Here is a 24,061-nt window from a genome sequence, read left to right on the forward strand (position 1 = left end):
GCTGCTGCAGAGCGCCCTGGTAGCCGGTGCGGCTTACTGCGTGTTGGAGGTATCCTGGCTGGTGCCGGTCTGCGCCGCATCACCGCGATCGTCGCCGTTGTTCAGGCGGGTGTAGACGATCTTCTGGGTGTCGTTTTCGCAGTGGCCGACCACCTGGCCGCCCGCTTGATCGGCCTGATCGTTGGGCACGATCTCCAGTTTGAAGCCGGACTCCGGCACGCCGTTATTGACGATTTTTTGCGAAATGTCCGCTTTCACGCTTTCGCAGGAGGCCAGGGCCGCTATCGGCGCGCCGGCCAGCAACACAGCGGTTAATATCAGCGTTTTTTTCATCACGTCATCCTTTTAGACAATGGACTTCCTGTAACAGGATAGCAGCAACGGCGGCCGGGTTTCACGCTTGCCCGCCCGCCGCAGGCGGATTAAGGATTAATCCGACGCCCGGTCTGGCGATCCAGACATTTGCGGGTGTCCGGCTCCCAGTAGGCGTTGACGTTGTTGCTGTCGTTGCAGCGATCTTCGTCATCCGCCGCGCGATCGATCTTGTCGAATTCTTTCTCGACGCGGGTGTTAACCTTGTGGCGCAGGGATTTGGTATCATTCCACTGCTCTTTGCTCTGGCGCGCTTCTTCGGTGCTCATCGCGCCGCTGCCTTTGCCATCGACGGTGACGCAGGTACTGCCCTGAGTGCAGGTGGCGGCCAGCGCCGGCGCCTGCCAGGCGCCCATTACGGCCAGCATGGCGACCGGCAGCATCCCGCGCAGCAGTCGTTGGGTCGAAAATGTTTTCATCGTTTCATCCTTATGAGTGAGTGCGCCTGATGAAGGCGGCACTGGCGTTACCTCGCCCGCAGGCGTGGTGACAAATATACCACCGCGCTCCTGGAATTCACCAGCCAAGCGCCGATTCGTTTACTTTATCGAGAGAAAACTGCGACCGATGTTAAAAACTACGCTGTTGTTTTTCGCCACCGCCCTCGCTGAAATTATCGGCTGTTTCCTGCCTTACCTGTGGCTCAAGAAGCAGGGCAGCGCCTGGCTGCTGTTGCCGGCGGCCTTGAGCCTGATGCTGTTCGTCTGGCTGTTGACGCTGCATCCTGCGGCCAGCGGGCGGGTCTACGCGGCCTATGGCGGCGTGTATGTGGCGACGGCGCTGCTGTGGCTGCGAGTGGTGGACGGCGTGAAGCTGTCTACGCTGGATTGGGTCGGCGCCGGGGTGGCGCTGGCGGGCATGCTGATTATTGTTTCCGGCTGGCGCGCGGCCTGAGGAAACACGGCGGGAGTCGCCTCCCGCCGACAGGGCTCAGGCGCCGCGGTGGATGTTCAGCCCGGCGAAGGACTGGCTGACCGGCATCATTTCCAGCGTGTTGATGTTGACGCGCGCCGGCAACGTGGCGACCCAGAATACCGACTCGGCGATGTCTTCCGGCGTCAGCGCATCGGCGCCTTCGTAGGTTTTATTGACCTTGCCGTCATCGCCCTTGAAGCGCACGTTGGAGAATTCGGTGCCGCCCACCAGGCCCGGCTCGATATCGGTCACGCGGATGCGCGTGCCGTGCAGATCGGCGCGCAGGCCCAGACTGAACTGCTTGACGAACGCCTTGGTGGCGCCGTACACGTTGCCGCCGGCATAGGGCCAGTTGGCGGCGGTGGAACCGATGTTGATCACGTGGCCGACGTTGCGCTCGACCATGGCGGGCAGCAGCGCGCGGGTCATGTTCACCAGCCCTTTGGCGTTGGTGTCGATCATGGTTTCCCAGTCATCGGCGTTGGCCTTGTGCGCCGGCTCCAGCCCCAGCGCCAGCCCGGCGTTGTTCACCAGCACGTCGATCTGGCGCAGCTCGGCCGGCAGCGCTTCTATCACCTGCTGAATGGCGGCGCGGTTGCGCACGTCGAGCCGCACGATGTGCAGCGCTTCCCCCAATTCTTCCTGCAGCGCTTCGAGACGCTCAAGGCGGCGCCCGGCGGCGATCACCTGGTGGCCTTCACGGATAAAACGGCGCGCAATGGCCTCGCCGAAACCGGAGGTGGCGCCGGTAACAAATATAATCATGTTGCTGTTCCTCAACTGTTTTTACCCTACATGCTTCTATCATTAGCACAAACCCGCAGGCAGTGGCAGCGGTTATCACGGCGGAAAGGAAAAAAGGTCACACCGGGCCAGCGGCCCGATGCTGATTAGCGCTGAGGCGGCAGGTGGTAGACCACGGCGTCATACTTGATGCGTTCGCAACGGCCTGCCAGCACGCCGCCCAGCGACTCGACGAGGCGGCGGCTGGCGGTATTCTGCTCGGCCACCGGGTAGAGAAAGTGCGGCGGCTGAAAGCGCTCGCTGGCCCAGCGCGCGATGCCCTGCACGATTTCGCGGCCGTAGCCCTGGCCATGCAGGCTCTCTTTCACCCAGATGCCCAGCTCCGGGGTGGGGCTGCGCAGGTTGTGCGCGCCGCCGACGCCGACAAACTGCCGGTCTTCGCGCCGGCGGGCGACGAAGATCACTTCTTCGCCTTCGCGCATCAGCGGCAGCCAGCTTTGCCAAACGTTGGCGAAATCTTCCGGCGACGCCTCCGGCTCAAAGGTCATAAAGCGCGTCAGCGTGGGGGTTATCGCCTGGTAAACATCGTCGGCGTCTGCTGCGGTAAAGGGGGCAATCAACAAACGGTCGGTGTCAACGCGGCACTGAGAAAGGTCATTGTGATTCATTTTATTTCCTCGCTTTTCAGGCCATAACGGCAAAAAATCCGCGCACATAAATCGGGGCGGATCGTCGATATTACGCGTATTGGCGTCAGAAGCGACTTATTTTTCGCCGCTGCGGCGACGCGGAGGAACGGTTTTATGTGACGTCGTCACGTCGACGGGAAAGGCGGCGGGCACGGTTAACCGCGCCCGCCGTTGAGGATCAGAACTTCACCGAACCTTGCAGATAGATCGTGCGCGGCTGGCCGATGTACAGACCTTTGTTGTTGTCGTCATAGGCGCGGGTGAAATACTCGTGGTTGAACAGGTTTTTCACGCCGACGCCCAGATTCAGGCCGGCCATTTCCGGGCCGAAATCATAGGCGGCGCGCACGCCCCACAGCATATAGCCGGGAATGCGGCCGGTGCTGCCGTCGGCGCTTTCCGCCACGGTGTTGGCGTTGTCGGCGAACTGGTTGGATTGGAACTCGCCGTTAAGGTTAAACGCCCAGTTGCCCGGCGTGTAGTCCAGCCCCAGGGTGCCTTTATGCTTCGGCGAGAACGGCACCTGGTTGCCCTTGTAGCCGCCGTCTTCGCGGATGGTGGCGTTGACGTAGGCGTAGCTGGCGTAGGCGGTCAGGTCGTCCAGTTTCGGCGTCAACTGCGACAGATCGTAACGCAGGCTGCCTTCCAGCCCGGCGTGGCGGGTTTTGCCGCGCGCGGTCACGCTGTCGGTCACCTGGTTGGAATCGTACTGGTTGTTGAAGTTGATCAGGAACAGCCCGATCTCGCCGGTCAGCGCATCGCCGGCGTAGCGGGTGCCCAGTTCCCAGGTGCGCGCCTTCTCCGGTTCAATCTTGCCGCTGTCGACCGCTTTGCCCATCTGGCTGTATTGTACGGTGCCGAAGGAGCCTTCGGTGTTGGCGTACAGGTTCCAGTATTCGTTCAGGTGATACATCACGTTCAACGCCGGCAGCGGCGCGTTATAGCTGACGTCGAGGCGGTTATTCTTGATGTAGTTGTTCTGATACGACTTGATGTACTCGTAGCGCATGCCCGGCGTGATGGTCCAGTCGCCGATGTCGATGCGATCGTCGAGATAGAAGGCGTGCGCCTCGGTGCCGGACTGGGTGTCGCGATCGTACGGGCTGGCGGTGGACGGCAGCCTGCCGGTGCTGGCCTTGCTGGTGTAGCGCAGCTCATGGGTGGACTCACTGACGTAACGGTAGCCGACGCCGACCTCATGGGCGGAATCTCCCCAGCGGAAACTCTGGCTGTAGCGCGGTTCTACGCCGCGCACCCAGTATTCGCGCGGCGACAGCGTCAGGTTCTTGCCCTGATCCAGATAGCCGCTGCGCAGGGTGTAGGTGTAGAAGCTCTGCACGTCGAACTTATGCTGCTGATCAGGCTGATATTGGTAGCCGAAGTTCGCCAACTGGCGGCGGCCCCAGAACTTGTCGTACGGGCGCGTAGACTGGAACGGGTTGGCGTTGTAGTCCGCCCGGCTCAGGCCGCCCGGCATGTTCGCTTCGCCTTCGTAGTATTGCAGCAGGCTGTTGAAGGTGTGCACCTCGTTCGGGGCGTAGCGGCTTTTCAGCATCACGTCGTCTATCTTGGTCGCGCTGTGCTCGCGCCAGTCGCTGCCGCGGGTGCCGGAGTAAAGCAGCGCCGCACCGAAGCCGTTGTCGGCGGTGCCGCCGATCATCAGGTTGCCGGTGCCTTTCGGGTGATCCTGGCGCGAGGTCGGGCTGAGCTGCCCCTGCATGCCGGCCTCCAGGCCGAAGGTTTTCGGGATGGCGCGGGTAACGAAGTTGACGACGCCGCCGACGCTCTGCGGCCCATAGCGCACCGCGCCGCCGCCGCGCACCACGTCAATCGCATCCATATTGCCGAGCGAGACCGGTGCCAGCGACAGCTGCGGCTGGCCGTAAGGGGCGAAGGGCACCGGGATGCCGTCCATCAGCACGGTGGAGCGGCTGGCGAGGCGCGGGTTGAGGCCGCGTATGCCGAAGTTCAGCGCCATATCGTGGCTGCCGGTACCGTTGTTTTCCGGGGCCACCACGCCCGGCACGCGGTTCAACGCTTCACGCACGGTGGTGGTGCCGGTTTTGACGAAGTCTTCGCGGCGCACTACGTCGCGCGCGCCGGGGTGTTCGAACACGTCTGCCTGACGGCCTTCCGCCAGCCAGTCGCCGACCACGGTGATGTCTTCTTCTTTCTGCGGCTGCGGCAGTTTGGCCAGCGTGTAGCCGTTGTTGCCGAGCGCTTTAGCCTGCAGGCCGCTGCCCGCCAGCAGGGCGTTCAGGCCGTCATCGACGCCGTAGCTGCCGCTCAGGCCCGGCGAACGTTTACCGGCGGTCAGTGCGCCGTCCACCGAGAGCGCGATGCCGGCGCGCGCGGCGAAAGCGTTCAGCGCGCCGTCCAGCTCACCGGCCGGAATGTGATAGGCGGCAGCGGCACTGGCGGCGCTCGCCATCTGCGGTGCAGCGAAGACCAGGCCAATGGCCACGGCCAGCGGCGTGGCCCGTTTTCCCCAAAGCGAAGCCGGAGCTACCTTTCCCCAAGCGTTGTTCATACCTTCTCCTGAATCATTTTTTATTTATTGCTGCAGTGTTTTCCTGGGAGTCGGATGAGCAAAGCAAAAGGGACAATCAAGAATGCGATTTTTTATCATTTTCATTTAAAAAATTCAGGCGGGGACGATTTGCAACCAATAGCGGGTAAAGCTTTGCAGGCGTACCGGCAGCGTCTGGCTGAGCAGGGCGAGGGCGCGATCGGTATCGTTGAGCGGGAAACTGCCGCTGACGCGCAGGCCGGCAACGGCCGGATCGCAGCTCAGGTGGCCGCGCCGATAGCGCGCCAGTTCGGCGATCACCCGGTCCAGCCGCCACTGGCTGACGCTCAGCACCCCGTGTAGCCAGCCGTCTTCCGCCGTAGCCGGTTGCTTATCGCTGAAGGCCGCCGCGCTGAAGCTTATCTGTTCGCCGGCGTTCACCCGGCGCTTTTGTTGCGCGTCTTGCGCCAGCTGCGCTTCGACTGCATGCTCCAGCACCGTCAGGCGCGTTTCGCCGCCGCTCTCGCGCACCAAAAAACGGGTGCCGAGCGCGCGCATCGCCCCTTGCGGGCTCTGCACCCACAGCGGCCGGGCATCGCGTCCGGTAACCAGGCTGATTTCCCCGGCGTGCAAGCGGATCAGTCGTTGGCGATCGTCGTAATGCACGTCCACCGCGCTGGCGGTGTTCAGCACCAGCTGGGTGCCGTCGCTTAACACAATGGGTTTGATTTCGCCGGTGGCGGTGCGGTAGTCGGCGCGCAGCTCCTGGCCGAGCGGCGACCGGTAGAAGAAGCCGCCGCCGCCCACGCCGAGCAACAGCAGCAGGCTTTTCAGCAGGGTGCGGCGATCGATCGCCGATTGACGGCCGGCGCGATCGAGCGTGCGATAGCTGAATTTGCCCGGCACGCCCTGCAGCTGGCTCTGCAATGCTTCGACGCGCTGCCAGGCCCAGCGGTGATCGTCATGCTGCTGGTGCCAGGCTTGCCACTGTTGGCGCTGGCGTTCGGTGACGTGCTCGTCGCACAGCAGGGCATACCAGTGTGCGGCCATTTTCAGCGCCTGGCGCTGCTCGGGGGTGATGGCGTTGCTCATGAATAAACGTCGTTTTCGAGGCTGAACAGCAGGCAATGCTCGGTGGCTTTGGCCATGTATTTTTTAACCGAACTGACCGACACGCCGAGGCGCGCGGCGATGTCCGCATAGCCCAGGCCTTCGAGCTGCGACAACAGAAAGGCCTGTTTTACCTTCGGCCCCAGGCCGTCGAGCATGGCGTCGATCTGCTGCAGGCTTTCCAGCAGGCTCTGGCGCTGCTCCGGCGACGGGGCGTAGCCTTCCGGGATCAGCGCCAGCATCTCAAGATAGGCGCGCTCCAGCGTTCTGCGGCGGAACAGATCGACCATCACCCGCTTGGCGACGGTGACCAGAAAATCTTTCGGCTCGCGCAGGGTCGCCGCGGCGTCGCTTTTCAGCAGGCGCATAAAGGTGTCCTGCGCCACATCGTCCGCGTCGAAAGCGCAGCCCAGCCGCCGACGCAACCATCCCTGCAACCAGGCGTGGTGGGTGGCGTAAAGGCGCGACAGCGCGGCGTGCGGGGCAGAGGCGGTGGCGGTGGCGGACATGGTTTTCGCATTGCTGGTCAAAAAGATGCGCGGATGATAATTGAGAATAGTTATCGTTTCAAGTTTGGCCGTTGCCTCCAGGCTGGGGTTCCGCCCCCGGAAGCGGTGTTGAAATAAAGCGGACGGTCGTAAAGAGCGTCGTTTGCCCATTAAAGGTGCAGCGGCGCGGTGTTATTTCGGCAAGCAAACGGTTGCTATTTATCCGCCGTCGAAGACTGAGCGTGGGTCTTATTCTCTTTCGCTGGCCTATGCTTTTAGGTTAATTACCAATCAATTGTTTTTATTTAAAAATGTATTTTATCGCCGCCTGTTGGCACACGGCTTGCTATGCTTAATCCGGTCTTTGCGTTTGGGTAAAAAGGGCCTTGTTTCATCATCGCAATTTATTATGCGGATGGGCTTGGCCGGTCGTCACAAGGAAGAAAATAATGGCACTGCAATTCACCACGGCTATTCGTGGCAATTTTTTTGATATCGCAGCCTGTGTGGAGGCGCCGCAACAGCTCGAAGAACGCCTGCGGCATGTTCCCGACGGTTTGCTGCTGCTGAACGACGGCGTCATCGTCTGGTTCGGCAGCTGGCGGCAGGGCGAGGCGCTGCTGCCGCCGGGCTTCGCGGTCACGGAGTATCGCGACAAGCTGATCGTGCCGGGTTTTATCGATACCCATATCCACTATCCGCAAACCGAAATGATTGGCGCCTATGGCGATCAACTGCTGGACTGGTTAAACAATTACACCTTCCCGACCGAAAGCCGTTACGACTGTGAGCAGCACACCGACGCGATGTCGGCTTTCTTTCTACAGCAGTTGCTGAGTAACGGCACCACCACCGCGCTGGTGTTCGGCACCGTGCATCCACAGTCGGTCGATGCGCTGTTCAGCCAGGCGGCAGCGCTGAACATGCGCCTGATCGCCGGCAAGGTCATGATGGATCGCCATGCGCCGGAGGCGCTGCTGGAAACGCCGGAGCGGAGTTATCGCCAGACGCGCGAACTGATCGAACGCTGGCACGGCAAAGGCCGCCTTGGTTACGCCATTACGCCGCGCTTTGCGCCCACCAGTACGCCGGCGCTGCTGGCGCAGGTGCAGCGGCTACGTGAAGAATATCCCGACGTTTGGCTGCAGACGCACCTGAGCGAGAACCCGCAGGAAGTGGCCTGGGTAAAAGCGCTGTTCCCGCAACACCGCAGCTATCTGGATGTTTACCACCGCTACGGCATGACCGGCGATAAAAGCGTATTCGCCCATTGCCTGCATCTGGAGGAGCAGGAGTGGGACTGCCTGTGCGATACCCGCTCGGCGATCGCCTTTTGTCCCACCTCCAACCTGTTTCTCGGCAGCGGGCTGTTTGACCTGCAGCAGGCCTGGCGTAAGCGGGTGAAGATCGGTATCGGCACCGACGTGGGGGCCGGCACCACCTTCAATATGCTGCGCACGTTAGGCGAGGCGTACAAGGTCGGCCAGCTGCAGCATTACCGGCTCTCCGCCGTAGAAGCGTTCTATCATGCCACCCTGGGCGGCGCGCGCGCGCTGGCGCTGGACGACAAAATCGGCAACTTCAACGTCGGCAAAGAGGCGGATTTCGTGGTGCTCGATCCGGCGGTGACGCCGCTGCAGCAGCTGCGTCACGCCAACAGCGCCACGCTGATGGATCAAGGGTTCGTGCTGATGACCCTGGGGGACGATCGCAACATTTATCGCACCTATGTGGACGGTAAGGTGGTTTATGAGGCGCCGCGCTGACGCAGCCGCGCCTGCAGCCAAACGCTGAGCGGCGCGACGGCGACGGCGCTCAGTGCGCACAACCACAGCAGGCGTTGCAAACTGCGCGGGGTGAGGCCGCCGCTCAGCAGCGCGGAAGAGAGCAAGAAGGCCACCGTGGCGCTCAGGTGTATCAGGGCGGTTTGCAGCGTGCCGAAGGCGGCGCGTTGCCGATTGTCCGGCCAGCGCATGCTCAGGGAAGAGATCGCGACCAGCCGCGCGTAGGCCGCCGCGAGAAACGTCACCATAAACAGTTCAGCGCGGTCGCCACCGCGCGCCGCCAGCCACAGGCTGCCCAGCAGCAACAGCGTGGCGCTCACCGTCAGCGTCACGGCGCCAAAGCGTTGCAGCCAGCGGCCTGCCAGTACGGTCGCCAGATAGCCGGCCACGCCGCCGATGAGAAACAGCCAGGACAAATGCGCGTCTGCCACCTGTAACCGCTGGGTGAGCAGCGGCGCCAGCACCGGGATCAGCAGCATCGGGCTGAACTGCGTCAGACCGGCGGCGGAGGCGAACAGCAACAGCCGGCGATCGAGCGTGACGGGCGCGGCAGCCTGTGGCTGCGGCGCATCCCTGGGAACGAACAGCGCCACCAACACCGCCGCCAGCAGACACAGCCCGCCGATAGTCACCAGCGCGGCGCGCCAGCTTGCCACCTCGCACAGGTACAGCATGCCCGGCATGCCGACGATGCTCACCAGCGAAAAAGACGCGATCACCGTCGCCAACATTCGGCCGTGCAGCGCGGCCGGCGCGGCGTTGAGCAGCAAGCCGATCCCCACGCCCATCGTGGTGCCGCCCAGCAGACCGGCCAGCAGCCGCAGCGCCAACAGCCAATAAAACTGCTGGGTTGCGGCGATCAGTAAGGTCGTCACCCCCAGCAGCGCGACGTTGAGCAGCAGAAAACGCCGCTTTTCAACGCCGCCGATCCAATAGAACGCGCCGATGCCGGAAATCACCGCTGCCAGCGTATAGGCCGCGCTGACATAACCGGCGTAACTGACGGGCACGGAAAAGTCGGCGGCCATATAGAGAAATATCGGGTTGAACACCATGTATTCCAGGGCATTGGTGAATTGAATAAAGGCGATGACCAGCGCTATCGCCGTCAGCTTTCTCGTGGGTGTCATAAGCATCCTTCGGTTGCAGAGTCAGGCCGGCAGTGTAGCGCGTGGCGTTGCGCGGGATTAGGTGGTAGAAATGGCATGGTTTGTTATCAAATGTGGGATAATCATGCGCGCCAAATTGGATTTAAACCTGTTACGCATTTTCGTGGCGGTGGTGGAGCAAGGCAGCTTCGTCGGGGCCGCTCGGGCGCTGGCGATGCCGACCTCCAACGTCAGCCGCGCTATCTCGCAGCTGGAGCGCCAGCTCGACCAGCGCTTAATCGAGCGCAGCACCCGCTCAATGCGGCTGACGCCGAACGGCCAACTGTTGCATGAGCGGGCTCAGCCGTTGCTGGCGTCGCTCGATCACACCGCGCAAACGCTCAGCGAACGGCAGCAACAGCTGCGCGGGCCGCTGCGCCTGTGCGTGCCGAATGAAGTGGGGCCATATCTGTTGGGCGATCCGTTGGCGGCCTTCGCCCTGCAGCATCCGCAGATCGAAATCAGCTGCGTCACCAATCTGGCGGGCATGGCGTCGCTGCTTGACGATGTCGATCTGGCGGTCATGGTCAGCCGGGGCCTGTTGGACGACAGCGACTATGTCGCGCAGCCGCTGGCGACCTTTCCCTGCATTGTGGTGGCTGCGCCGGCGCTGGTGGCGCAGTGGCCGCCGACGTCGGAGATTGAGCAATTCACGCAATTGCCCTGTATCAGTACGGTGGATGCGCTGAAGGGCATGCCGTGGCAATTCGTCCGCCCGGACGGCAAGTTCGTTACCGTCCCGGTCAATGCGCGCTATCGCGTCAATAGCGGGGAGATGGCGCTGAAGGCGGCCTTGGCCGGCGTGGGGTTCGCCATACTCTCCGAGCTCGGCTGCCGGCCGTTTCTGGCCGACGGACGTTTGGTTGAGATACCGCTGGCCTTGCCGCCGGCGCCGCTGCAGCTGTATGCCGTTTATCCCGGCCGCCGCTATCTTCCGGCCAAAACGCGCGCGCTGCTGACCTTTCTGATACAGCAGATCGGCGAGGCGGCTCACTTCTAATCACTTGTTTTTGCTCAAACTGCCAACTGCGCCTAAGCTAGGAGGTGACTCAGAGGGAGCCATTCCCCGAGACCTTATTCCGTGAACATGGAGGAGTTTCGATTTGATGCGTTTATCCACATTGGTGCTGGCGATCGGCATGGCGCTGGGCTCGCAGGCACAGGCAGCAGAAACCCAACCTCACGCCGACCATAGCGCGCTGCCCAGCGGCCAGGCGAAGGAGGCTACCGTGACCGGTGAAGCCAATCAGCACGACAAGCAAAAGACCCAAAATCCGTTCTTCTATCAAAGCCGTCTGCCGTTCCAGGCGCCGCCGTTCAACCTGATCAAGGAAAGCGACTACGCGCCGGCGATCGACGCGGGCATCAAGCAAAAGCGGGAAGAGGTGGAGAAGATCGCCAACAACCCGGCCAAGCCTAACTTTAAAAATACCTTCGTGGCGCTGGAGCAGGCCGGTTCGCTGCTGACGCGGGTGATGAACGTGTTCGGCGCCATGACCTCGGCCAATACCAGCGATGCGCTGCAGAAGCTGGATGAAGAAACCTCGCCGAAGCTGGCGGCGCTGAACGACGACATCATGCTCAACGGCAAGCTGTTCGCGCGCATCAAGGCCATCTATCAGGATCGCGATGCGCTAAAGCTGGATCCGGAGTCACGTCGGCTGGTGGAAGTCACCTATAAGAACTTCGAGCTGGCGGGCGCCAACCTGTCGGACGCCGACAAGGCCAAGCTGAAGGCGCTGAACCAGGAAGCGGCGACGCTGAGCACCCAGTTCACCAACAAACTGCTGGCGGCGAGCAAAAACGGCGCGCTGGCGATAACCGACCAGGCGAAGCTGGACGGTCTGTCCGAAGGTGAGCTGGCCGCGGCAGCGCAGGCGGCCGCCGAGCGCAAGCTGGAGAAACAGTGGCTGTTGGTGCTGCAGAACACCACCCAGCAGCCGCTGCTGCAGAGCCTGAAAGATCGCGATACCCGCAAAGCGCTGTTCGACGCCTCCTGGACGCGTGCGGAGAAGGGCGACGGCAACGATACCCGCCAGACCATTTCCCGACTGGCCAAGGTGCGCGCCGAGCAGGCCAAGCTGTTGGGTTACCCGAACTACGCCGCCTGGAAACTGCAAAACCAGATGGCCAAGACGCCGGATGCCGCGCTGAGCTTTATGCGCAACATCGTGCCGGCGGCCACCGCGCGCGCCGAACGTGAAGCCAAAGACATTCAGGCGGTGATCGACCAGCAGAAAGGCGATTTCAAGGTGCAGGCCTGGGACTGGCAGTTCTACGCCGAACAGGTGCGCAAGGCCAAGTACGATCTGGACGAGTCGCAGATCAAACCTTACTTCGAGCTGAACAACGTGCTGAACAACGGCGTGTTCTACGCCGCCAACCTGCTGTACGGCATCAGCTTCAAAGAGCGCAAGGACATTCCGGTCTACCAGCCGGACGTTAAGGTGTATGAAGTGTTCGACAAGGACGGCAAATCGCTGGCGCTGTTCTATACCGACTACTTCAAGCGCGACAACAAGGGCGGCGGCGCCTGGATGAGCAACTTCGTCGATCAGTCGAAGCTCAATGGCACCAAGCCGGTGATCTACAACGTCGCCAACTTCACCAAACCGGCGCCGGGGCAGCCGGCGCTGCTGTCGTATGACGACGTAATCACCATGTTCCACGAGTTCGGCCACGCGCTGCACGGCATGTTCGCCGATCAGGAATACCCGAGCCTGTCGGGTACCAACACCGCGCGCGACTTCGTCGAGTTCCCGTCGCAGTTCAACGAGCACTGGGTCAGCGATCCGAAAGTGTTCAGCCACTTCGCCAAGCACTACCAGACCGGCGAGGCGATGCCGCAGGAACTGGTCGACAAGATCAAGAAGGCCGACAAGTTCAACAAGGGCTACAGCATGACCGAGCTGCTGTCCGCCGCGCTGCTGGATATGCACTGGCACATGCTGACCGCCGATCAGCCGCAGCAGGATGTGGACAAGTTCGAGGCCGAGTCGCTGCAAAAAGACAAGGTGGATCTCAGCTACGTGCCGCCGCGTTACCGTTCCAGCTACTTCCAGCACATCTGGGGTAACGGCTACGCCGCGGGCTACTATGCCTATCTGTGGACGGAAATGCTGGCGGACGACGCCTTCCAGTGGTTCACCGAACACGGTGGCCTGACCGCCGAAAACGGCCAGCGCTTCCGCGACATGATCCTGTCGCGCGGCAACAGCCAGGATCTGGAGAAGCTGTACATCGACTGGCGCGGCAAAGAGCCGAGCATCGAGCCGATGCTGATCAACCGCGGGCTGAAGGACGAGTAAGTTCGTCCATTCCCGGTAAGCAAAAAGAAGGGCGCATTATGCGCCCTTCGTCTTTTTGGCGTGGCCGACGCTCAGCGGTTCACCACCTTGGCCGGCAGGGCCACCACCAGCAGCGAGCTGAGCAGCAGGCAGCCGGCGAAGGCCCAGAGCGCGCCGCCGCTCTTGCCGGTCAGATCCAGCGCCAACCCCATCAGCGAATTGCTAACCAGCCCGGCGATGTTGGCCAGCGAACAGGCCAGCGCGAAGCCGGTCGCCGCCGCCGTGCCGCGCAGGAAGGTGGCCGGCAGGCTGAAGAACACCGGCACCGCGCCGATGATCGCCGCCTGGGCGATGGAAAACAGCAGCACCGTGGCCAACGCATTGTGGGTGAAGAAGGTGCTGCCGGCCATCGCCAGCGCGCCGATGATAAACGGCACGATGATATGCCAGCGCCGTTCGCGCAGCCGGTCCGAACTGCTGCCGATCAGCAGCATGCCGAGCAGGGCGGCGACGCTGGGGATCGCCGTCAGGTAGCCGATGGTGGTGATGTCGGTGACGCCGGCGGTTTTGATGAAGGTCGGCATCCAAAAGCCCATGGCGTAGGCGCTGAGCAGAATAGCGAAGTCGATGCCGCCGAGCATCCACACTTTCAGGTTGAAGAAGCCGTCGCGGAAGCTGTGCTTGCCGTGATCGGCCTCGGCGTCGTCACGCGCCAAATCGTCGGCGATGCGCTGTTTTTCCTCGGGCGTCAGCCACTTGGCCTGCTGATAAGTGTTAGGCAACAGCCAGAAGGTCAGCACGCCCAACAGCACGCTGGGAATGCCCTCCAGCAAAAACAACCACTGCCAGCCGTGCAGCCCGTGGCGCATGTCGAAATGGCCCATGATCCAGCCGGAGAGCGGCCCGCCGATCACGCTGGAGAGCGGCAGGCCGATCATGAACAGCGCTATGATGCGGCCGCGGCGATAGGTCGGGAACCACAGCGTCAGGTAAAAGAGCACGCCGGGCAGGAAACCGGCCTCCGCCACGCCGAGCAAAAAGCGAATGACGTAGAACTGGGTCGGCGTGGTGACGAACATGGTGGCGGTGGACAGCAGCCCCCAGGTGATCATGATGCGGGCGATCCACATCTTGGCGCCGACGCGCTGCAGGATCAGGTTGCTCGGCACCTCGAACAGAATATAGCCGACGAAGAACAGCCCGGCGCCCAGACCAAAGGCCGCTTCGCTCAGCTGCAGCGCGTCGGCCATCTGCAGCTTGGCCAGCCCGACGTTGATGCGATCGAGGTAGGCCGCCAGGTAGCACAGGCAAAGAAACGGGATCAGTTTCCAGGTGATTTTGCGGTACAGCAGCAGCGATTCTGCGTCCGCTTTCCCCGCCAGCGGGGTGTCGACAATGGCCATGATGTTGTCTCCAGGTGGTGCGTGTTGGCCTCCGCAGGAGGCGCCTGTTGTGTTTGCGTTGCATGGGCGCCGCCCTGTTTCGGGCGGTCGCGTGAGGCGCTGTTTGCGCCTTCGTTATTGTCGTTGCAGGTGAATCGTTGACTCATAACCGGTTCAGGTAGTCGAGCGCCTCCCGTTTGTGCACCACATCGCCGTATTTGCTGTCGATGTCGAACAGGTTGGCTTCGTGCGGGCCGGGGTGACGATCGCCGACGCACTCGCGCACCACCATGGCGCGAAAGCCGTGCTGCACCGCATCCACCGCGCTGGCGCGGATGCAGCCGCTGGTGGAGCAGCCGATCATCAGCAGCGTGTCGATCCCTTGCGCCACCAGCAGCGGCGCCAGCGCGGTGCCGAAGAAGGCGCTGGCGTATTGCTTGCTCAGCACCACCTCATCGGCCAGCGGCGCCACCGGCGGGCAGAACGCCGCCAGCGGGTTGCCCGCCACCATGTCTTTCATCACCGGCGCTTTCTTCACCCACAAGCCGCCATCGGCAAAATGGCCTGCATGATAGCGGATATGGGTGTGGATCACCGGAATTCCCGTTCGGCGTGCGCAGGCCAGCAGCTCGCGGCTTTCCTCGACCGCGCTCACCACGCCCGGCGCGAACAGCGGCGCGCCTTCGGTGGTGTAGGCCTGCATAAAGTCGATCGCCAGCAGCGCCGGGCGCCGGCCGAAGCCGATGCGCTGGCCCCAGACGCCGCGATAGTTGTCGCTGAGGGTGTCGTTCATTCTGCCTCCTCAATAAGCGCCGGACAGCAGGGCGCCGGCGCCGGGAACGATCGGTTCCAGCTCCAGCGCGGTCAGCATCGCGTAAGTGGTGGCGATGGCGGCGGTGATCACCGGTTTGCCGGTTTGGGCCTCCACCGTCGGGACGGCCGGCAGCGAAGGCATCTGCACGCAGGCGGACAGCACGATAGCATCGACCTCGCGTAAGTCCATCTCGGCGACGATCCCCGGCAGCCTGGCCGGATCGTGCCGGCCGACGTCGAGGTTGTCCGGGATCTCCAGCGCGCGCCATACTTTGACCTCGATGCCTTCGTGCTGGATGTAGTCCACCACCAGCTGGGTCAGCGGTTTCATGTAGGGCGCCACCAGCGCGATGCGTTTGGCACCGATCACCTTCAGGCCGTTGACCAGCGCGCCGGCGCTGCTGATGACCGGCGCGGCGGCCTGATTGTCTTTCGTCACCTGCGCCAGCCGGGCCTGCGATTCGCGGTGGTAACCCAGCCCCATCGCCATGATGGCCACCAGGCAGGCGTAGCCGAGCACGTCGACCCGCGCGTCGGACAGCTCCAGCGCGCAGCGATCGGACTCGGCGTCCATCGCCGCCAATTCTTCTTTATTGACGTGTTTCATGCGCATGCGGCTGGAGTGAAAGGTGAAACGCTCCGGGCGTATCAGTTGGCGCGCGCCCAGCATTGCCGGGATCTCGGTTTCCATCGTGGTGTTGGAGCTGGGCACGATCTGGCCGATGCGGTAGTGGTTGCTCATGTCGGTGTTCCTCAGTTAATCCAGAAAATCGCCCAGGGCGCGGAAGAAGCCGTCGAAATCGTCCCACGGGATCATGTGTCCGGCGTTCTCGACCTCGACGATGGCGATCTCCGGCTGCAGCGCGCGGATCTCCGCCCGGTCTTCGGGCTGAATGACGCCGCCTTTGCCCGCGGCCATCAGCAGCGTCGGCATGCTCAGCTGCGGGTAGTCGCGGTGGCTGTCCACCTGATGAAAATCGTCGTAGGCGCGTTGGATCGCCGGCTCGTAGCAGGTGTGCAGCCACTCGGCGCGCAGCTGACGCTGTTCTTCGCTCCAGGTTGGGCAAAAGGCGCGCATCTGCTCGGCGCTCATGCCCGGCAGCGACTGCCGGATGGAGTCGGCGTACCACGGCCATTGGCCGGGATAGGCGCGGCGGCCGGGGCCGGAAACCGGCGGATCGACCAGCACCAGCCGTCGCACGCCGTCGGGCTGCAAAGCGGCGGCGCGCAGGGCGAAGCGGGCGCCCATCGAATGGCCGAGCAGGGCGTAACTGCCTAGGTTCAGCGCGGCGGCGAAGGCGTTGACGTCCTGTGCGCAGGTCTCTGCGTCATAAGCCAACTCCGGGCCGCTGGACGACAAACCGCGGCCGCGCACGTCGAGCACGTAGACGTCGTATTTTTCCCCCAGTCGCTCGGCGACGAAGCCCCAGGTGATCGCCGGGCTGGTGATGCCGGGGACCAGGATCAGCGCCGGGCCGTGGCCGCCGTAGCGCAGGTAATGTTGGCGAATGTCGTTGGCGTGAACGTGGGCGCCGTAGAGGAAGGTGCTCATGCGGCGTTCTCCGATTTCAGCGCTTGCGCGTACAGGTCATAGCCGTAGACCCAGGCCGGATCTTCCTGGGTGCGCAGGAAGGTGTTGGCGTTGGACACCGCCTGCACCCTTGATGCGCGCTCCTTGCGGTTGGCTTCATACAGCTGGAAGGCGGTGCGGTAGTCGCCGAGGCCGGTTTCCTGCAGACAGCGGGTCAGCATGGCGGCGTCTTCGATCGCCATCGCCGCGCCCTGCGCCATGTGCGGTTTCATCGGATGGCAGGCATCGCCGAGCAGCACCAGGCGGCCTTCGCTCCACAGCGGCAGCGGTTTGCGGTTCAGCAATGGCCATTTGGTGACCTGCTCGCTGGATTCGATCAGCGCCTGCACGATCGGGTGGTAGCCGGCGAAGGTCTCGAACATCTCTTCGCGGCTGCTGTCGATGAAGCTGCCCTGGAAATCCCAGGCCGGGTGCGGGACGCCGCTGACGTAGTAATACTCGTCGCGCCGTTGGGTGGTGTAGTAGACCATCAGATGGCGATCCGCCGACCACCACTTTACGCAGTCTTCGAACGTCAGATTGTATTTCGCCAGCTTCTCGCCGCGGATCAGCGCGCGGTGGGCCACCCAGCCGCTGTAGGTCGGCGCTTCAGCGCCCAGCAGGTGCTCACGAATGCGCGAATTGATGCCGTCGGCGCCGATCACGATGTCGGCGTGGGCCGAGGTGCCGTCGACGAAGTTCAGCACCACCTCGTCACCGCGATCTTCAATTTTGCTCAGGCATTTGCCGAAGTGCAGGGTGCCGGGCTGCAGCGCGGAGAGCTGCAACGCCTGCAAATCGCCGCGGTGTACCGTCACATAGGCGGCGCCGTACTCCCGGCGGGCGAAGGCGCCCAGTTCGATGCGCGACAGGTAGTCGCCGCTTTCGGCGTCGCGGCTGAACCAGAAATCGGGATGAGACGCCATCTGCTCCAACCGCTGCTCAATACCGAGGCGGCGGAAAATCTTCAGTACGTTCGGCCCCATGTGAATGCCCGCGCCGAGGCGTGAGAACGCCGGGCTCTGTTCATACAGATCGACGGTAAAGCCGGCTTTTTGCAGCAGCCCGGCGGCAGCGGCGCCCCCCAGCCCGGCGCCGACGACGGCGATGCGTGGTTGTTTGCTCATCATGTTTCCCCTGTCTGTTGGCTTTTTTCAGCGTAGGTCCAACGCATGGCTGGACGATCGATTTATAGTGCACACGCTAGATAACGCAAAGTTGCAAAAGTGTTAAATCAGATCTTGCTCACGCTAATTGACGGCGTATTACTGTTAAACTCATGTTAATCACAGGATTGACGCGGGATGAAATAGGACTTTCTTATGGTGGATATTCGCAGCTTGCTTTCCTTTGCTTTTTTGACTTAGATAAAACGAGTGTGTTCACTTTAAATTGTTTGAAAAATAACCGCCGCTTTGCGGGCGTCGGTCACCCTTGACGAGACAGGAGACAGGCCATGGCGGTCAATGAAACCCAGTTGGTACAGCTGTTCGAGCAGGTGCTTACGCTGTCGAAGGTCGATGCTTCGCAGAGCGTGGCGATTTTGAAAAGCCATTATTCCGATGCGCGCACGGTGCGCGCCGCGACCGACGCGGCGCTGCGGCTGGGCGCCAAGGTGTATGCCGTCGAACTGCCGGCGTTCAACCATCCGCGAGCGATGGGCAACGACATGACCGCCTATTGCGGCGATACCGCGCTGACCGGCAATCTGGCGGCGCAGCGTGCGCTGGAGGCCGCCGACCTGATCGTCGATACCATGATGCTGCTGCATTCGCCGGAGCAGGAACAGATCCTGAAAACCGGCACCCGCATCCTGCTGGCGGTGGAGCCGCCGGAGGTGCTGGCGCGCATGTTGCCCAACGCGGAGGACAAGGCGCGGGTGCTGGCCGCCGCCGCCGTGCTGGAGCAGGCGAAGCTGATGCAGGTAACCTCCGCCGCCGGCAGCGATTTCCGCGCGCCGCTGGGGCAATACCCGACGGTGACCGAGTACGGCTATGCCGATGAACCGGGGCGCTGGGATCACTGGCCGAGCGGTTTCCTGTTCACCTGGCCAAATGAGGAGCAGGCGGAAGGGGTGCTGGTGCTGGAGGTCGGCGATATTTTGCTGCCGTTCAAAAGCTATGCGCGCGAACGCATCACGCTGGAGATCGAAAAAGGGTTCGTCACCCGCATTCACGGCGGCTTCGAGGCGGAATACCTGCGCGAATATATGAAATACTTCGACGATCCGGAGGTGTACGGCATCTCGCACATCGGCTGGGGCCTGCAGCCGCGCGCCCAGTGGACGGCGATGGGCCTGCACGACAAGAACGACGGTATGTGCATGGACGCGCGCGCGTTCTACGGCAACTTCCTGTTCTCCACCGGGCCGAACACCGAAGTGGGCGGCACGCGCAAAACGCCTTGCCATATGGATATCGCGCTGCGCCGCTGCGACATTCGCCTCGACGGGCAAACGGTGGTGGCGGACGGTGAAGTGGTGGCGCCGGAGGCGTCGCGCGTGCGCCGGGCGTAATCGTTGCTGCCAACGGCGGGGGTTTGTACTATTCTCGTGGATTCCATAGATGGTGAGAGTAACGCAATGACGCCCCCCGAATACCCGTCAGCCGTGAGCGGCCAACCCGAAAATTATCATTTTACCGAGCAAGTCGGGCACCTGCTGCGCAAGGTTTATCAGCGCCACGTGGCGATTTTCCAGCAAAACGTCGGCGATTCGCAGCTGACGGCGGTGCAGTTCATCACCCTGTGCGCGGTGCGCGATATGGGGCCGAGCTCGCTGACCGAGCTGGTGCAGGTGACGGCGGTGGATCAGGCCACCATCCGCGGCATCGTCGAACGGCTGAAGGCGCGCGATCTGATCACGGTAACGCCGGATCCGATCGATCGGCGCAAGGTGGTGGTCGGCCTCACCGACGCCGGCGGCGCGCTGCTGGCGGAAACGGTGCCGCAGGCGGCGAAAATCACAGAACTGACGTTCGGTACGCTGAACCCGGCCGAACGGATAGCGCTGATATTCCTGCTGAATAAAATGCTGGAAGAACCTGCCACCGGCTGATTCGCCCGCGCAACGTCGGTTGCCTGGTGGTCGGCGGCGAGAGGCCAGCCCATAAGACCATCACGTGCAGGCGGAGACGCGAACAATGGCGATATCTGAAGTGCAATCGCCCAGGGAAGGCGCGAAAACCACGCTGACGGAGCATCCGCTGATGCTGTCGGTGAACGGCGAACAGCTTCATGCGCAGGTGATGGCGGATACGCCGCTCTTGCTGGTGCTGCGCAACGATCTGGCGCTCAACGGCCCGAAATACGGCTGCGGCCTGGGCGAATGCGGCGCGTGTACCGTGTTGATCGACGGCGTGGCGGCGCGCTCCTGCGTGATCCCGGCGCTCGGCGTGTCCGGACGGGCGATTGTGACCCTGGAAGGCCTTGGCGATCGCCAGCGCCTGCACCCAGTGCAGCGTGCCTTTATCGAAGAGCAGGCGGCGCAATGCGGCTACTGCCTCAATGGCATGATCATGACCACCAAAGCCCTGTTGGATCGCAATCCCGCCCCGAGCGAGGCGGAGATCCGTCAGGCGCTGTCCGGCAACCTGTGCCGCTGCGGCACCCATCTCGAAATCCTGCGTGCGGTTCAGCGCGCCATCATTCTCTGCCGCGATGAGGACGCCCACGCCCATGACTGATTCCCGTGTCCCATCGCCGAGCCAGGCCGACTTGCTGCAGCGCGACGGCGTGCTGCTGATCGTCGACAGCGTGCAACCGCCTTCGGGGCCGGTGCCCAAAGGGCAAACGCCGGTGCTGAAGCCCAAAGAGCAGGGGCTGTTTATCGCCCTGTGCGGCAGCGGCGAAATCTATGCCTTTAACGGCCATGTCGATCTTGGCACCGGCGTGCGCACCGCGCTCGGGCAGATCGTCGCCGAAGAGCTGTACCTGCGCGTGGATCAGGTGCAAATGGTGTTGGGCGATACCGAACGCGCGCCGAATCAGGGCGCCACCATCGCCAGCGCCACGCTGCAGATCTCCGCCGTGCCGCTGCGCAACGCCGCCGCCGAAGCGCGCCGTTGGCTGTTGCGCCAGGCGGCGCAGCGCTTCGATGCGCCGGTGGAACAGCTGACGCTGGAGGAGGGCGTGATCCGCAGCCCGCAGGGGCAGGCGCTCAGCTACGCCGAGCTGGTGGCCGGCGGTCATGTCGAGCTGTCGATTTCCGGCGACGCGCCGCTGAAACCGCAGGCGGAGTATCGCCTGGTGGGCACCAGCGCCGCGCGCGTCGATATTCCGGCCAAGGCGACCGGCGAAACCACTTACGTACACGATATGCGCCTGCCGAACATGCTGCACGGCCGGGTAGTGCGGCCGCCCTATGCCGGGTACGACAGCGGCGAATTTGTCGGCACCAGCCTGCTGGCGGTGGATGAAACCTCGATCGCGCATATTCCCGGCATCGTCAAACTGGTGGTGATCGGCGATTTCATCGGCATTGTCGCCGAGCGCGAAGAGCAGGCGATCAAGGCGGCGCAGGCGCTGCAGGTCAGTTGGAAAGACTGGCGCCGCAATTTGCCGCAGATGACCGACGTGGCGCAGGCGCTGCGCGACAATCCGCACTCGACCCGGGTGGTGCACGATACCGGCGATGTGGACGCGGCGCTGGCGGCGGCCGACAGGCGTTTCACCCGCAGCTACCTGTGGCCGTATCAGCTGCATGCCTCGATCGGCCCTTCCTGCGCGCTGGCGGACTATCGGCCGGAGCGCCTGCAGGTCTGGTCAGGCAGCCAGAATCCGCACCTGCTGCGCGCCGATCTGGCCTGGCTGCTGGAATACCCGGAAGCGCAGATCGAGATCGTTCGCATGGAGGCGGCCGGCTGCTATGGCCGCAATTGCGCCGATGACGTCTGCGCCGACGCGGCGCTGCTGTCGCGGGCGGTGGGCCGGCCGGTGCGGGTGCAGCTGACCCGCGAGCAAGAGCATGTGTGGGAACCGAAGGGCACGGCGCAACTGATGGAGGTGGACGGCGGGCTGGACGCCGCCGGGCACCCGGTCGCCTACGACTTTCGCACCTATTATCCTTCCAACGGCGCGCCGACGCTGGCGCTGCTGCTGACCGGCCGGGTCGAACCGCTGCCGGTGGCCTATGAAATGGGCGACCGCACCTCGGTGCCACCTTATGAGTATCCGGCGCTGCGCGTCAGCATCGAGGACATGGCGCCGATCGTGCGCGCCTCCTGGATGCGCGGCGTTTCCGCCTTGCCGAACACCTTCGCCCACGAATCTTATATCGATGAGCTGGCCCACGCCGCCGGCGTCGATCCGCTGGAATATCGGCTGCGCTATATCCATGACGAACGCGCCAGTGAACTGATGCGCAGCACCGCAGAACGCGCCGGCTGGACGCCGCACACCGAACCGATGCAGACCCCGGCGGAAGACGGCGTGCTGCGCGGGCGCGGCTTTGCTTATGCCCGTTACATCCACAGCAAGTTTCCCGGCTTTGGCGCGGCCTGGGCCGCCTGGGTGGCCGACGTGGCGATCGACAAAGCCAGCGGCGAAGTGGCGGTGACGCGCATCGTGGTCGGCCACGACGCGGGCATGATGGTTAACCCGGACGGCGTGCGCCACCAAATTCACGGCAACGTATTGCAATCGACCAGTCGGGTGTTGAAAGAGCGCGTGACCTTTGAGGAATCGACGGTCTCCGCCAAAGAGTGGGGGGCTTACCCGATCCTGACCTTCCCGGAGGTGCCGGAGGTGGACGTGGTGATGATGCCGCGCCCTTACGATCCGCCGCTGGGCGCCGGGGAGTCGGCGTCGGTGCCCAGCGCGGCGGCCATCGCCAACGCGGTGTTCGACGCCACCGGCATTCGTTTTCGCGAGCTGCCGATCACCTCGGACAAGCTGCGAGAGGCGCTGAACGGGCCGGACGCCGAGCGGCAGGCCGCGCCGCCCAAGAAAAAGAAGCGCGGCAAATGGTGGTTCGGCGGCGCGGCGGGGCTGTTCGGCGCCGTGCTGGGCATCGCCGGCAGCGCCTTGCCGTGGCGGGCGGAGATCGCGCCGGTGGCGACGCCCGGCGCCGGCACCTGGTCGGCCGCCACGCTGGAGCGCGGCCGTCAATTGGCCGCCGCCGGAGACTGCGCGGTTTGCCATACCGCGTCGGAAGGGGCGACCAACGCCGGCGGGCTGGCGATGGCGACGCCGTTCGGCACGCTCTACAGCACCAACATTACCCCGGACGTGGCAACCGGCATCGGCAACTGGTCATTTACCGCATTCGATCGGGCGATGCGCCAAGGCATCGCCCGCGACGGTCGCCATCTGTATCCGGCATTTCCTTACACCGCCTTCAGCAAAATGACCGACGGCGACATGCAGGCGCTGTACGCTTATCTGATGTCGCAGCCGGCGGTGCGCCAGAGCAACCCGGCCAATCAGATGCGCTTCCCGTTTAACCTGCGGCCGCTGATGGCGGGCTGGAACGCGCTGTTCCTGCGCCAGGGGGAATTTCAACCCGATCCGCAACAAAGCGCGCAGTGGAATCGCGGCGCCTATCTGGTCAACGGGCTCGGCCACTGCGCCGCCTGCCATTCGCCGCGCAATCTGCTGGGGGCGGAAAAGGGCGGCGCGGCTTTCCTGGCGGGGGGGATGGTGGACGGGTGGGAAGCGCCGGCGCTGAATCAATTGGCCAACGCGGACAAACCCTGGACCGAGGAACAGCTGTTTCAGTACTTCCGCAGCGGGCATTCCGCCGAGCACGGCGTGGCGGCCGGGCCGATGGGGCCGGTGGTCAGCGAACTGGCGACGTTGCCGCAGAGCGATCTGCGGGCGATGGCCAACTATGTGATGTCGCTGAGCGCCAAGGCGACGCTGAATGTGGAACCGCAGGCGCAGTTGGCGGCCCGCGCGTTGCCTGCGGGTCAACTGGCGGGCGAGCGGTTGTTTCAGGGCGCTTGCCAGGCCTGTCACAGCGCCGCCGCCGGCGGGCCGCAGTTGTTCGGCGTCAGCCCGGATCTGGCCAATAACACCAATATCTTCAGCGATCGCCCCGATAACCTGATCAAGGTGATCCTGCAAGGGATCCCCAAACCGGCCACCGCCGAATTGGGCTTTATGCCGGGCTTTAAGGACAGCTTTTCCGATCGGCAGGTGACGGCGCTGGTGAATTATCTGCGCCATCGCTATGCCGGCGACAAACCGGCCTGGCGCGACGTGGAGGCTCAGGTGGCGCGGCTGCGCGCAGAGCCGCGCACGCACTGAGCCGC

General features: G+C 63.4%; 22 protein-coding genes. 9 read left to right on the forward strand and 13 right to left on the reverse strand.

Annotated features, from left to right (window positions below; translation table 11 throughout):
- Positions 1–33: 33 nt before the first annotated feature.
- Positions 34–333 (reverse strand): DUF1161 domain-containing protein, encoded by a 300-nt coding sequence (locus HWW83_RS06770; protein WP_033642988.1) that lies wholly within the window; start codon positions 331–333, stop codon positions 34–36.
- 89 nt (positions 334–422) lie between these two features.
- Entirely contained in the window at positions 423–791 is a 369-nt protein-coding gene (locus tag HWW83_RS06775; RefSeq protein WP_033633135.1) for a DUF1283 family protein, read from the reverse strand.
- A gap of 148 nt (positions 792–939) precedes the next feature.
- Between HWW83_RS06775 and HWW83_RS06780 the strand changes: the two genes are divergently transcribed.
- Positions 940–1,266, forward strand: a complete 327-nt coding sequence (locus tag HWW83_RS06780; protein ID WP_033650474.1) for a YnfA family protein — start codon at positions 940–942, stop codon at positions 1,264–1,266.
- Between the two features lie 36 nt (positions 1,267–1,302).
- Here HWW83_RS06780 and ydfG read toward each other — a convergent pair whose 3' ends face one another.
- From ydfG to fecI, 5 genes are all read right to left on the reverse strand, one after another.
- A complete protein-coding gene (gene ydfG, locus HWW83_RS06785; protein WP_033642989.1) occupies positions 1,303–2,052 on the reverse strand; it encodes a bifunctional NADP-dependent 3-hydroxy acid dehydrogenase/3-hydroxypropionate dehydrogenase YdfG in 750 nt (249 codons plus the stop codon).
- A gap of 125 nt (positions 2,053–2,177) precedes the next feature.
- Positions 2,178–2,699, reverse strand: coding sequence for a GNAT family N-acetyltransferase (locus HWW83_RS06790; RefSeq protein ID WP_060660756.1), 522 nt, complete (start codon positions 2,697–2,699; stop codon positions 2,178–2,180).
- A gap of 199 nt (positions 2,700–2,898) precedes the next feature.
- Entirely contained in the window at positions 2,899–5,250 is a 2,352-nt protein-coding gene (fecA, locus tag HWW83_RS06795) for a TonB-dependent Fe(3+) dicitrate receptor FecA (protein WP_033642991.1), read from the reverse strand.
- 114 nt (positions 5,251–5,364) lie between these two features.
- On the reverse strand, positions 5,365–6,321 hold the full coding sequence (gene fecR / locus HWW83_RS06800) for a ferric citrate uptake sigma factor regulator FecR (protein ID WP_108680662.1): 957 nt from the start codon (positions 6,319–6,321) through the stop codon (positions 5,365–5,367).
- The gene (gene fecI / locus HWW83_RS06805) at positions 6,318–6,848 is read right to left on the reverse strand and encodes a ferric citrate uptake sigma factor FecI (RefSeq protein ID WP_176589144.1); all 531 of its coding nucleotides are present in this window, start codon (positions 6,846–6,848) and stop codon (positions 6,318–6,320) included. Before fecI ends, fecR begins: the two co-directional genes overlap by 4 nt.
- Positions 6,849–6,990: 142 nt before the next feature.
- On the opposite strand from fecI, the gene HWW83_RS06810 reads away from it, so the two are divergent.
- Complete coding sequence (locus HWW83_RS06810) at positions 6,991–7,320, forward strand: hypothetical protein (protein ID WP_170853606.1); 330 nt, start codon at positions 6,991–6,993, stop codon at positions 7,318–7,320.
- Positions 7,277–8,593, forward strand: a complete 1,317-nt coding sequence (gene guaD / locus HWW83_RS06815) for a guanine deaminase (RefSeq protein ID WP_176589145.1) — start codon at positions 7,277–7,279, stop codon at positions 8,591–8,593. The genes HWW83_RS06810 and guaD overlap by 44 nt, the downstream gene beginning before the upstream one ends.
- Here the strand turns inward: guaD and HWW83_RS06820 are convergent.
- Positions 8,575–9,741 (reverse strand): MFS transporter, encoded by a 1,167-nt coding sequence (locus HWW83_RS06820; RefSeq protein ID WP_069100796.1) that lies wholly within the window; start codon positions 9,739–9,741, stop codon positions 8,575–8,577. The two genes, guaD and HWW83_RS06820, sit on opposite strands and share 19 nt — an antisense overlap.
- A gap of 103 nt (positions 9,742–9,844) precedes the next feature.
- Between HWW83_RS06820 and HWW83_RS06825 the strand changes: the two genes are divergently transcribed.
- Positions 9,845–10,759 carry a LysR family transcriptional regulator gene (locus HWW83_RS06825; RefSeq protein WP_033650466.1) on the forward strand — a complete coding sequence of 305 codons (915 nt, stop codon included), beginning with the start codon at positions 9,845–9,847 and terminating at the stop codon, positions 10,757–10,759.
- A 106-nt stretch (positions 10,760–10,865) separates the two neighbouring features.
- Positions 10,866–13,067: a peptidyl-dipeptidase Dcp gene (dcp, locus tag HWW83_RS06830; protein ID WP_060660752.1), complete on the forward strand. Its 2,202-nt coding sequence runs from the start codon at positions 10,866–10,868 to the stop codon at positions 13,065–13,067.
- Between the two features lie 71 nt (positions 13,068–13,138).
- Here the strand turns inward: dcp and HWW83_RS06835 are convergent, their stop codons facing one another.
- The 5 genes from HWW83_RS06835 to HWW83_RS06855 all read right to left on the reverse strand — a co-directional run bounded on the left by HWW83_RS06835 (position 13,139) and on the right by HWW83_RS06855 (position 17,941).
- Entirely contained in the window at positions 13,139–14,449 is a 1,311-nt protein-coding gene (locus tag HWW83_RS06835; RefSeq protein WP_016927840.1) for an MFS transporter, read from the reverse strand.
- 142 nt (positions 14,450–14,591) lie between these two features.
- A complete protein-coding gene (locus HWW83_RS06840) occupies positions 14,592–15,221 on the reverse strand; it encodes an N-carbamoylsarcosine amidohydrolase (RefSeq protein WP_033634448.1) in 630 nt (209 codons plus the stop codon).
- A gap of 9 nt (positions 15,222–15,230) precedes the next feature.
- The gene (locus HWW83_RS06845) at positions 15,231–15,983 is read right to left on the reverse strand and encodes a maleate cis-trans isomerase family protein (RefSeq protein ID WP_016927838.1); all 753 of its coding nucleotides are present in this window, start codon (positions 15,981–15,983) and stop codon (positions 15,231–15,233) included.
- Positions 15,984–15,998: 15 nt separating this feature from the next.
- Complete coding sequence (locus tag HWW83_RS06850) at positions 15,999–16,793, reverse strand: alpha/beta fold hydrolase (RefSeq protein WP_176589146.1); 795 nt, start codon at positions 16,791–16,793, stop codon at positions 15,999–16,001.
- The gene (locus tag HWW83_RS06855; protein ID WP_033645813.1) at positions 16,790–17,941 is read right to left on the reverse strand and encodes an FAD-dependent monooxygenase; all 1,152 of its coding nucleotides are present in this window, start codon (positions 17,939–17,941) and stop codon (positions 16,790–16,792) included. Before HWW83_RS06855 ends, HWW83_RS06850 begins: the two co-directional genes overlap by 4 nt.
- Positions 17,942–18,267: 326 nt before the next feature.
- Here HWW83_RS06855 and HWW83_RS06860 point away from each other — a divergent pair, with 326 nt between their 5' ends.
- From HWW83_RS06860 to HWW83_RS06875, 4 genes are all read left to right on the forward strand, one after another.
- The gene (locus HWW83_RS06860) at positions 18,268–19,326 is read left to right on the forward strand and encodes a 2,5-dihydroxypyridine 5,6-dioxygenase (RefSeq protein WP_046686996.1); all 1,059 of its coding nucleotides are present in this window, start codon (positions 18,268–18,270) and stop codon (positions 19,324–19,326) included.
- A gap of 66 nt (positions 19,327–19,392) precedes the next feature.
- The gene (locus HWW83_RS06865; protein ID WP_028128198.1) at positions 19,393–19,866 is read left to right on the forward strand and encodes a MarR family winged helix-turn-helix transcriptional regulator; all 474 of its coding nucleotides are present in this window, start codon (positions 19,393–19,395) and stop codon (positions 19,864–19,866) included.
- A gap of 85 nt (positions 19,867–19,951) precedes the next feature.
- Positions 19,952–20,494: a (2Fe-2S)-binding protein gene (locus tag HWW83_RS06870; RefSeq protein WP_047575905.1), complete on the forward strand. Its 543-nt coding sequence runs from the start codon at positions 19,952–19,954 to the stop codon at positions 20,492–20,494.
- On the forward strand, positions 20,487–24,056 hold the full coding sequence (locus tag HWW83_RS06875) for a molybdopterin cofactor-binding domain-containing protein (protein WP_176589147.1): 3,570 nt from the start codon (positions 20,487–20,489) through the stop codon (positions 24,054–24,056). Before HWW83_RS06870 ends, HWW83_RS06875 begins: the two co-directional genes overlap by 8 nt.
- The last annotated feature ends 5 nt before the right edge of the window (positions 24,057–24,061 follow it).

This window comes from Serratia ureilytica (assembly GCF_013375155.1).
GTDB classification, from domain to species: Bacteria; Pseudomonadota; Gammaproteobacteria; order Enterobacterales; family Enterobacteriaceae; genus Serratia; species Serratia ureilytica.

Excerpts from the sequence above, each read along its gene's own strand:
- HWW83_RS06770 (WP_033642988.1), bottom strand. The coding sequence starts at position 333 with ATGAAAAAAACGCTGATATTAACCGCTGTGTTGCTGGCCGGCGCGCCG.
- HWW83_RS06775 (WP_033633135.1), bottom strand. The coding sequence starts at position 791 with ATGAAAACATTTTCGACCCAACGACTGCTGCGCGGGATGCTGCCGGTC.
- HWW83_RS06780 (WP_033650474.1), top strand. The coding sequence starts at position 940 with ATGTTAAAAACTACGCTGTTGTTTTTCGCCACCGCCCTCGCTGAAATT.
- ydfG (WP_033642989.1), bottom strand. The coding sequence starts at position 2,052 with ATGATTATATTTGTTACCGGCGCCACCTCCGGTTTCGGCGAGGCCATT.
- HWW83_RS06790 (WP_060660756.1), bottom strand. The coding sequence starts at position 2,699 with ATGAATCACAATGACCTTTCTCAGTGCCGCGTTGACACCGACCGTTTG.
- fecA (WP_033642991.1), bottom strand. The coding sequence starts at position 5,250 with ATGAACAACGCTTGGGGAAAGGTAGCTCCGGCTTCGCTTTGGGGAAAA.
- fecR (WP_108680662.1), bottom strand. The coding sequence starts at position 6,321 with ATGAGCAACGCCATCACCCCCGAGCAGCGCCAGGCGCTGAAAATGGCC.
- fecI (WP_176589144.1), bottom strand. The coding sequence starts at position 6,848 with ATGTCCGCCACCGCCACCGCCTCTGCCCCGCACGCCGCGCTGTCGCGC.
- guaD (WP_176589145.1), top strand. The coding sequence starts at position 7,277 with ATGGCACTGCAATTCACCACGGCTATTCGTGGCAATTTTTTTGATATC.
- HWW83_RS06820 (WP_069100796.1), bottom strand. The coding sequence starts at position 9,741 with ATGACACCCACGAGAAAGCTGACGGCGATAGCGCTGGTCATCGCCTTT.
- HWW83_RS06825 (WP_033650466.1), top strand. The coding sequence starts at position 9,845 with ATGCGCGCCAAATTGGATTTAAACCTGTTACGCATTTTCGTGGCGGTG.
- dcp (WP_060660752.1), top strand. The coding sequence starts at position 10,866 with ATGCGTTTATCCACATTGGTGCTGGCGATCGGCATGGCGCTGGGCTCG.
- HWW83_RS06835 (WP_016927840.1), bottom strand. The coding sequence starts at position 14,449 with ATGGCCATTGTCGACACCCCGCTGGCGGGGAAAGCGGACGCAGAATCG.
- HWW83_RS06840 (WP_033634448.1), bottom strand. The coding sequence starts at position 15,221 with ATGAACGACACCCTCAGCGACAACTATCGCGGCGTCTGGGGCCAGCGC.
- HWW83_RS06845 (WP_016927838.1), bottom strand. The coding sequence starts at position 15,983 with ATGAGCAACCACTACCGCATCGGCCAGATCGTGCCCAGCTCCAACACC.
- HWW83_RS06850 (WP_176589146.1), bottom strand. The coding sequence starts at position 16,793 with ATGAGCACCTTCCTCTACGGCGCCCACGTTCACGCCAACGACATTCGC.
- HWW83_RS06855 (WP_033645813.1), bottom strand. The coding sequence starts at position 17,941 with ATGATGAGCAAACAACCACGCATCGCCGTCGTCGGCGCCGGGCTGGGG.
- HWW83_RS06860 (WP_046686996.1), top strand. The coding sequence starts at position 18,268 with ATGGCGGTCAATGAAACCCAGTTGGTACAGCTGTTCGAGCAGGTGCTT.
- HWW83_RS06865 (WP_028128198.1), top strand. The coding sequence starts at position 19,393 with ATGACGCCCCCCGAATACCCGTCAGCCGTGAGCGGCCAACCCGAAAAT.
- HWW83_RS06870 (WP_047575905.1), top strand. The coding sequence starts at position 19,952 with ATGGCGATATCTGAAGTGCAATCGCCCAGGGAAGGCGCGAAAACCACG.
- HWW83_RS06875 (WP_176589147.1), top strand. The coding sequence starts at position 20,487 with ATGACTGATTCCCGTGTCCCATCGCCGAGCCAGGCCGACTTGCTGCAG.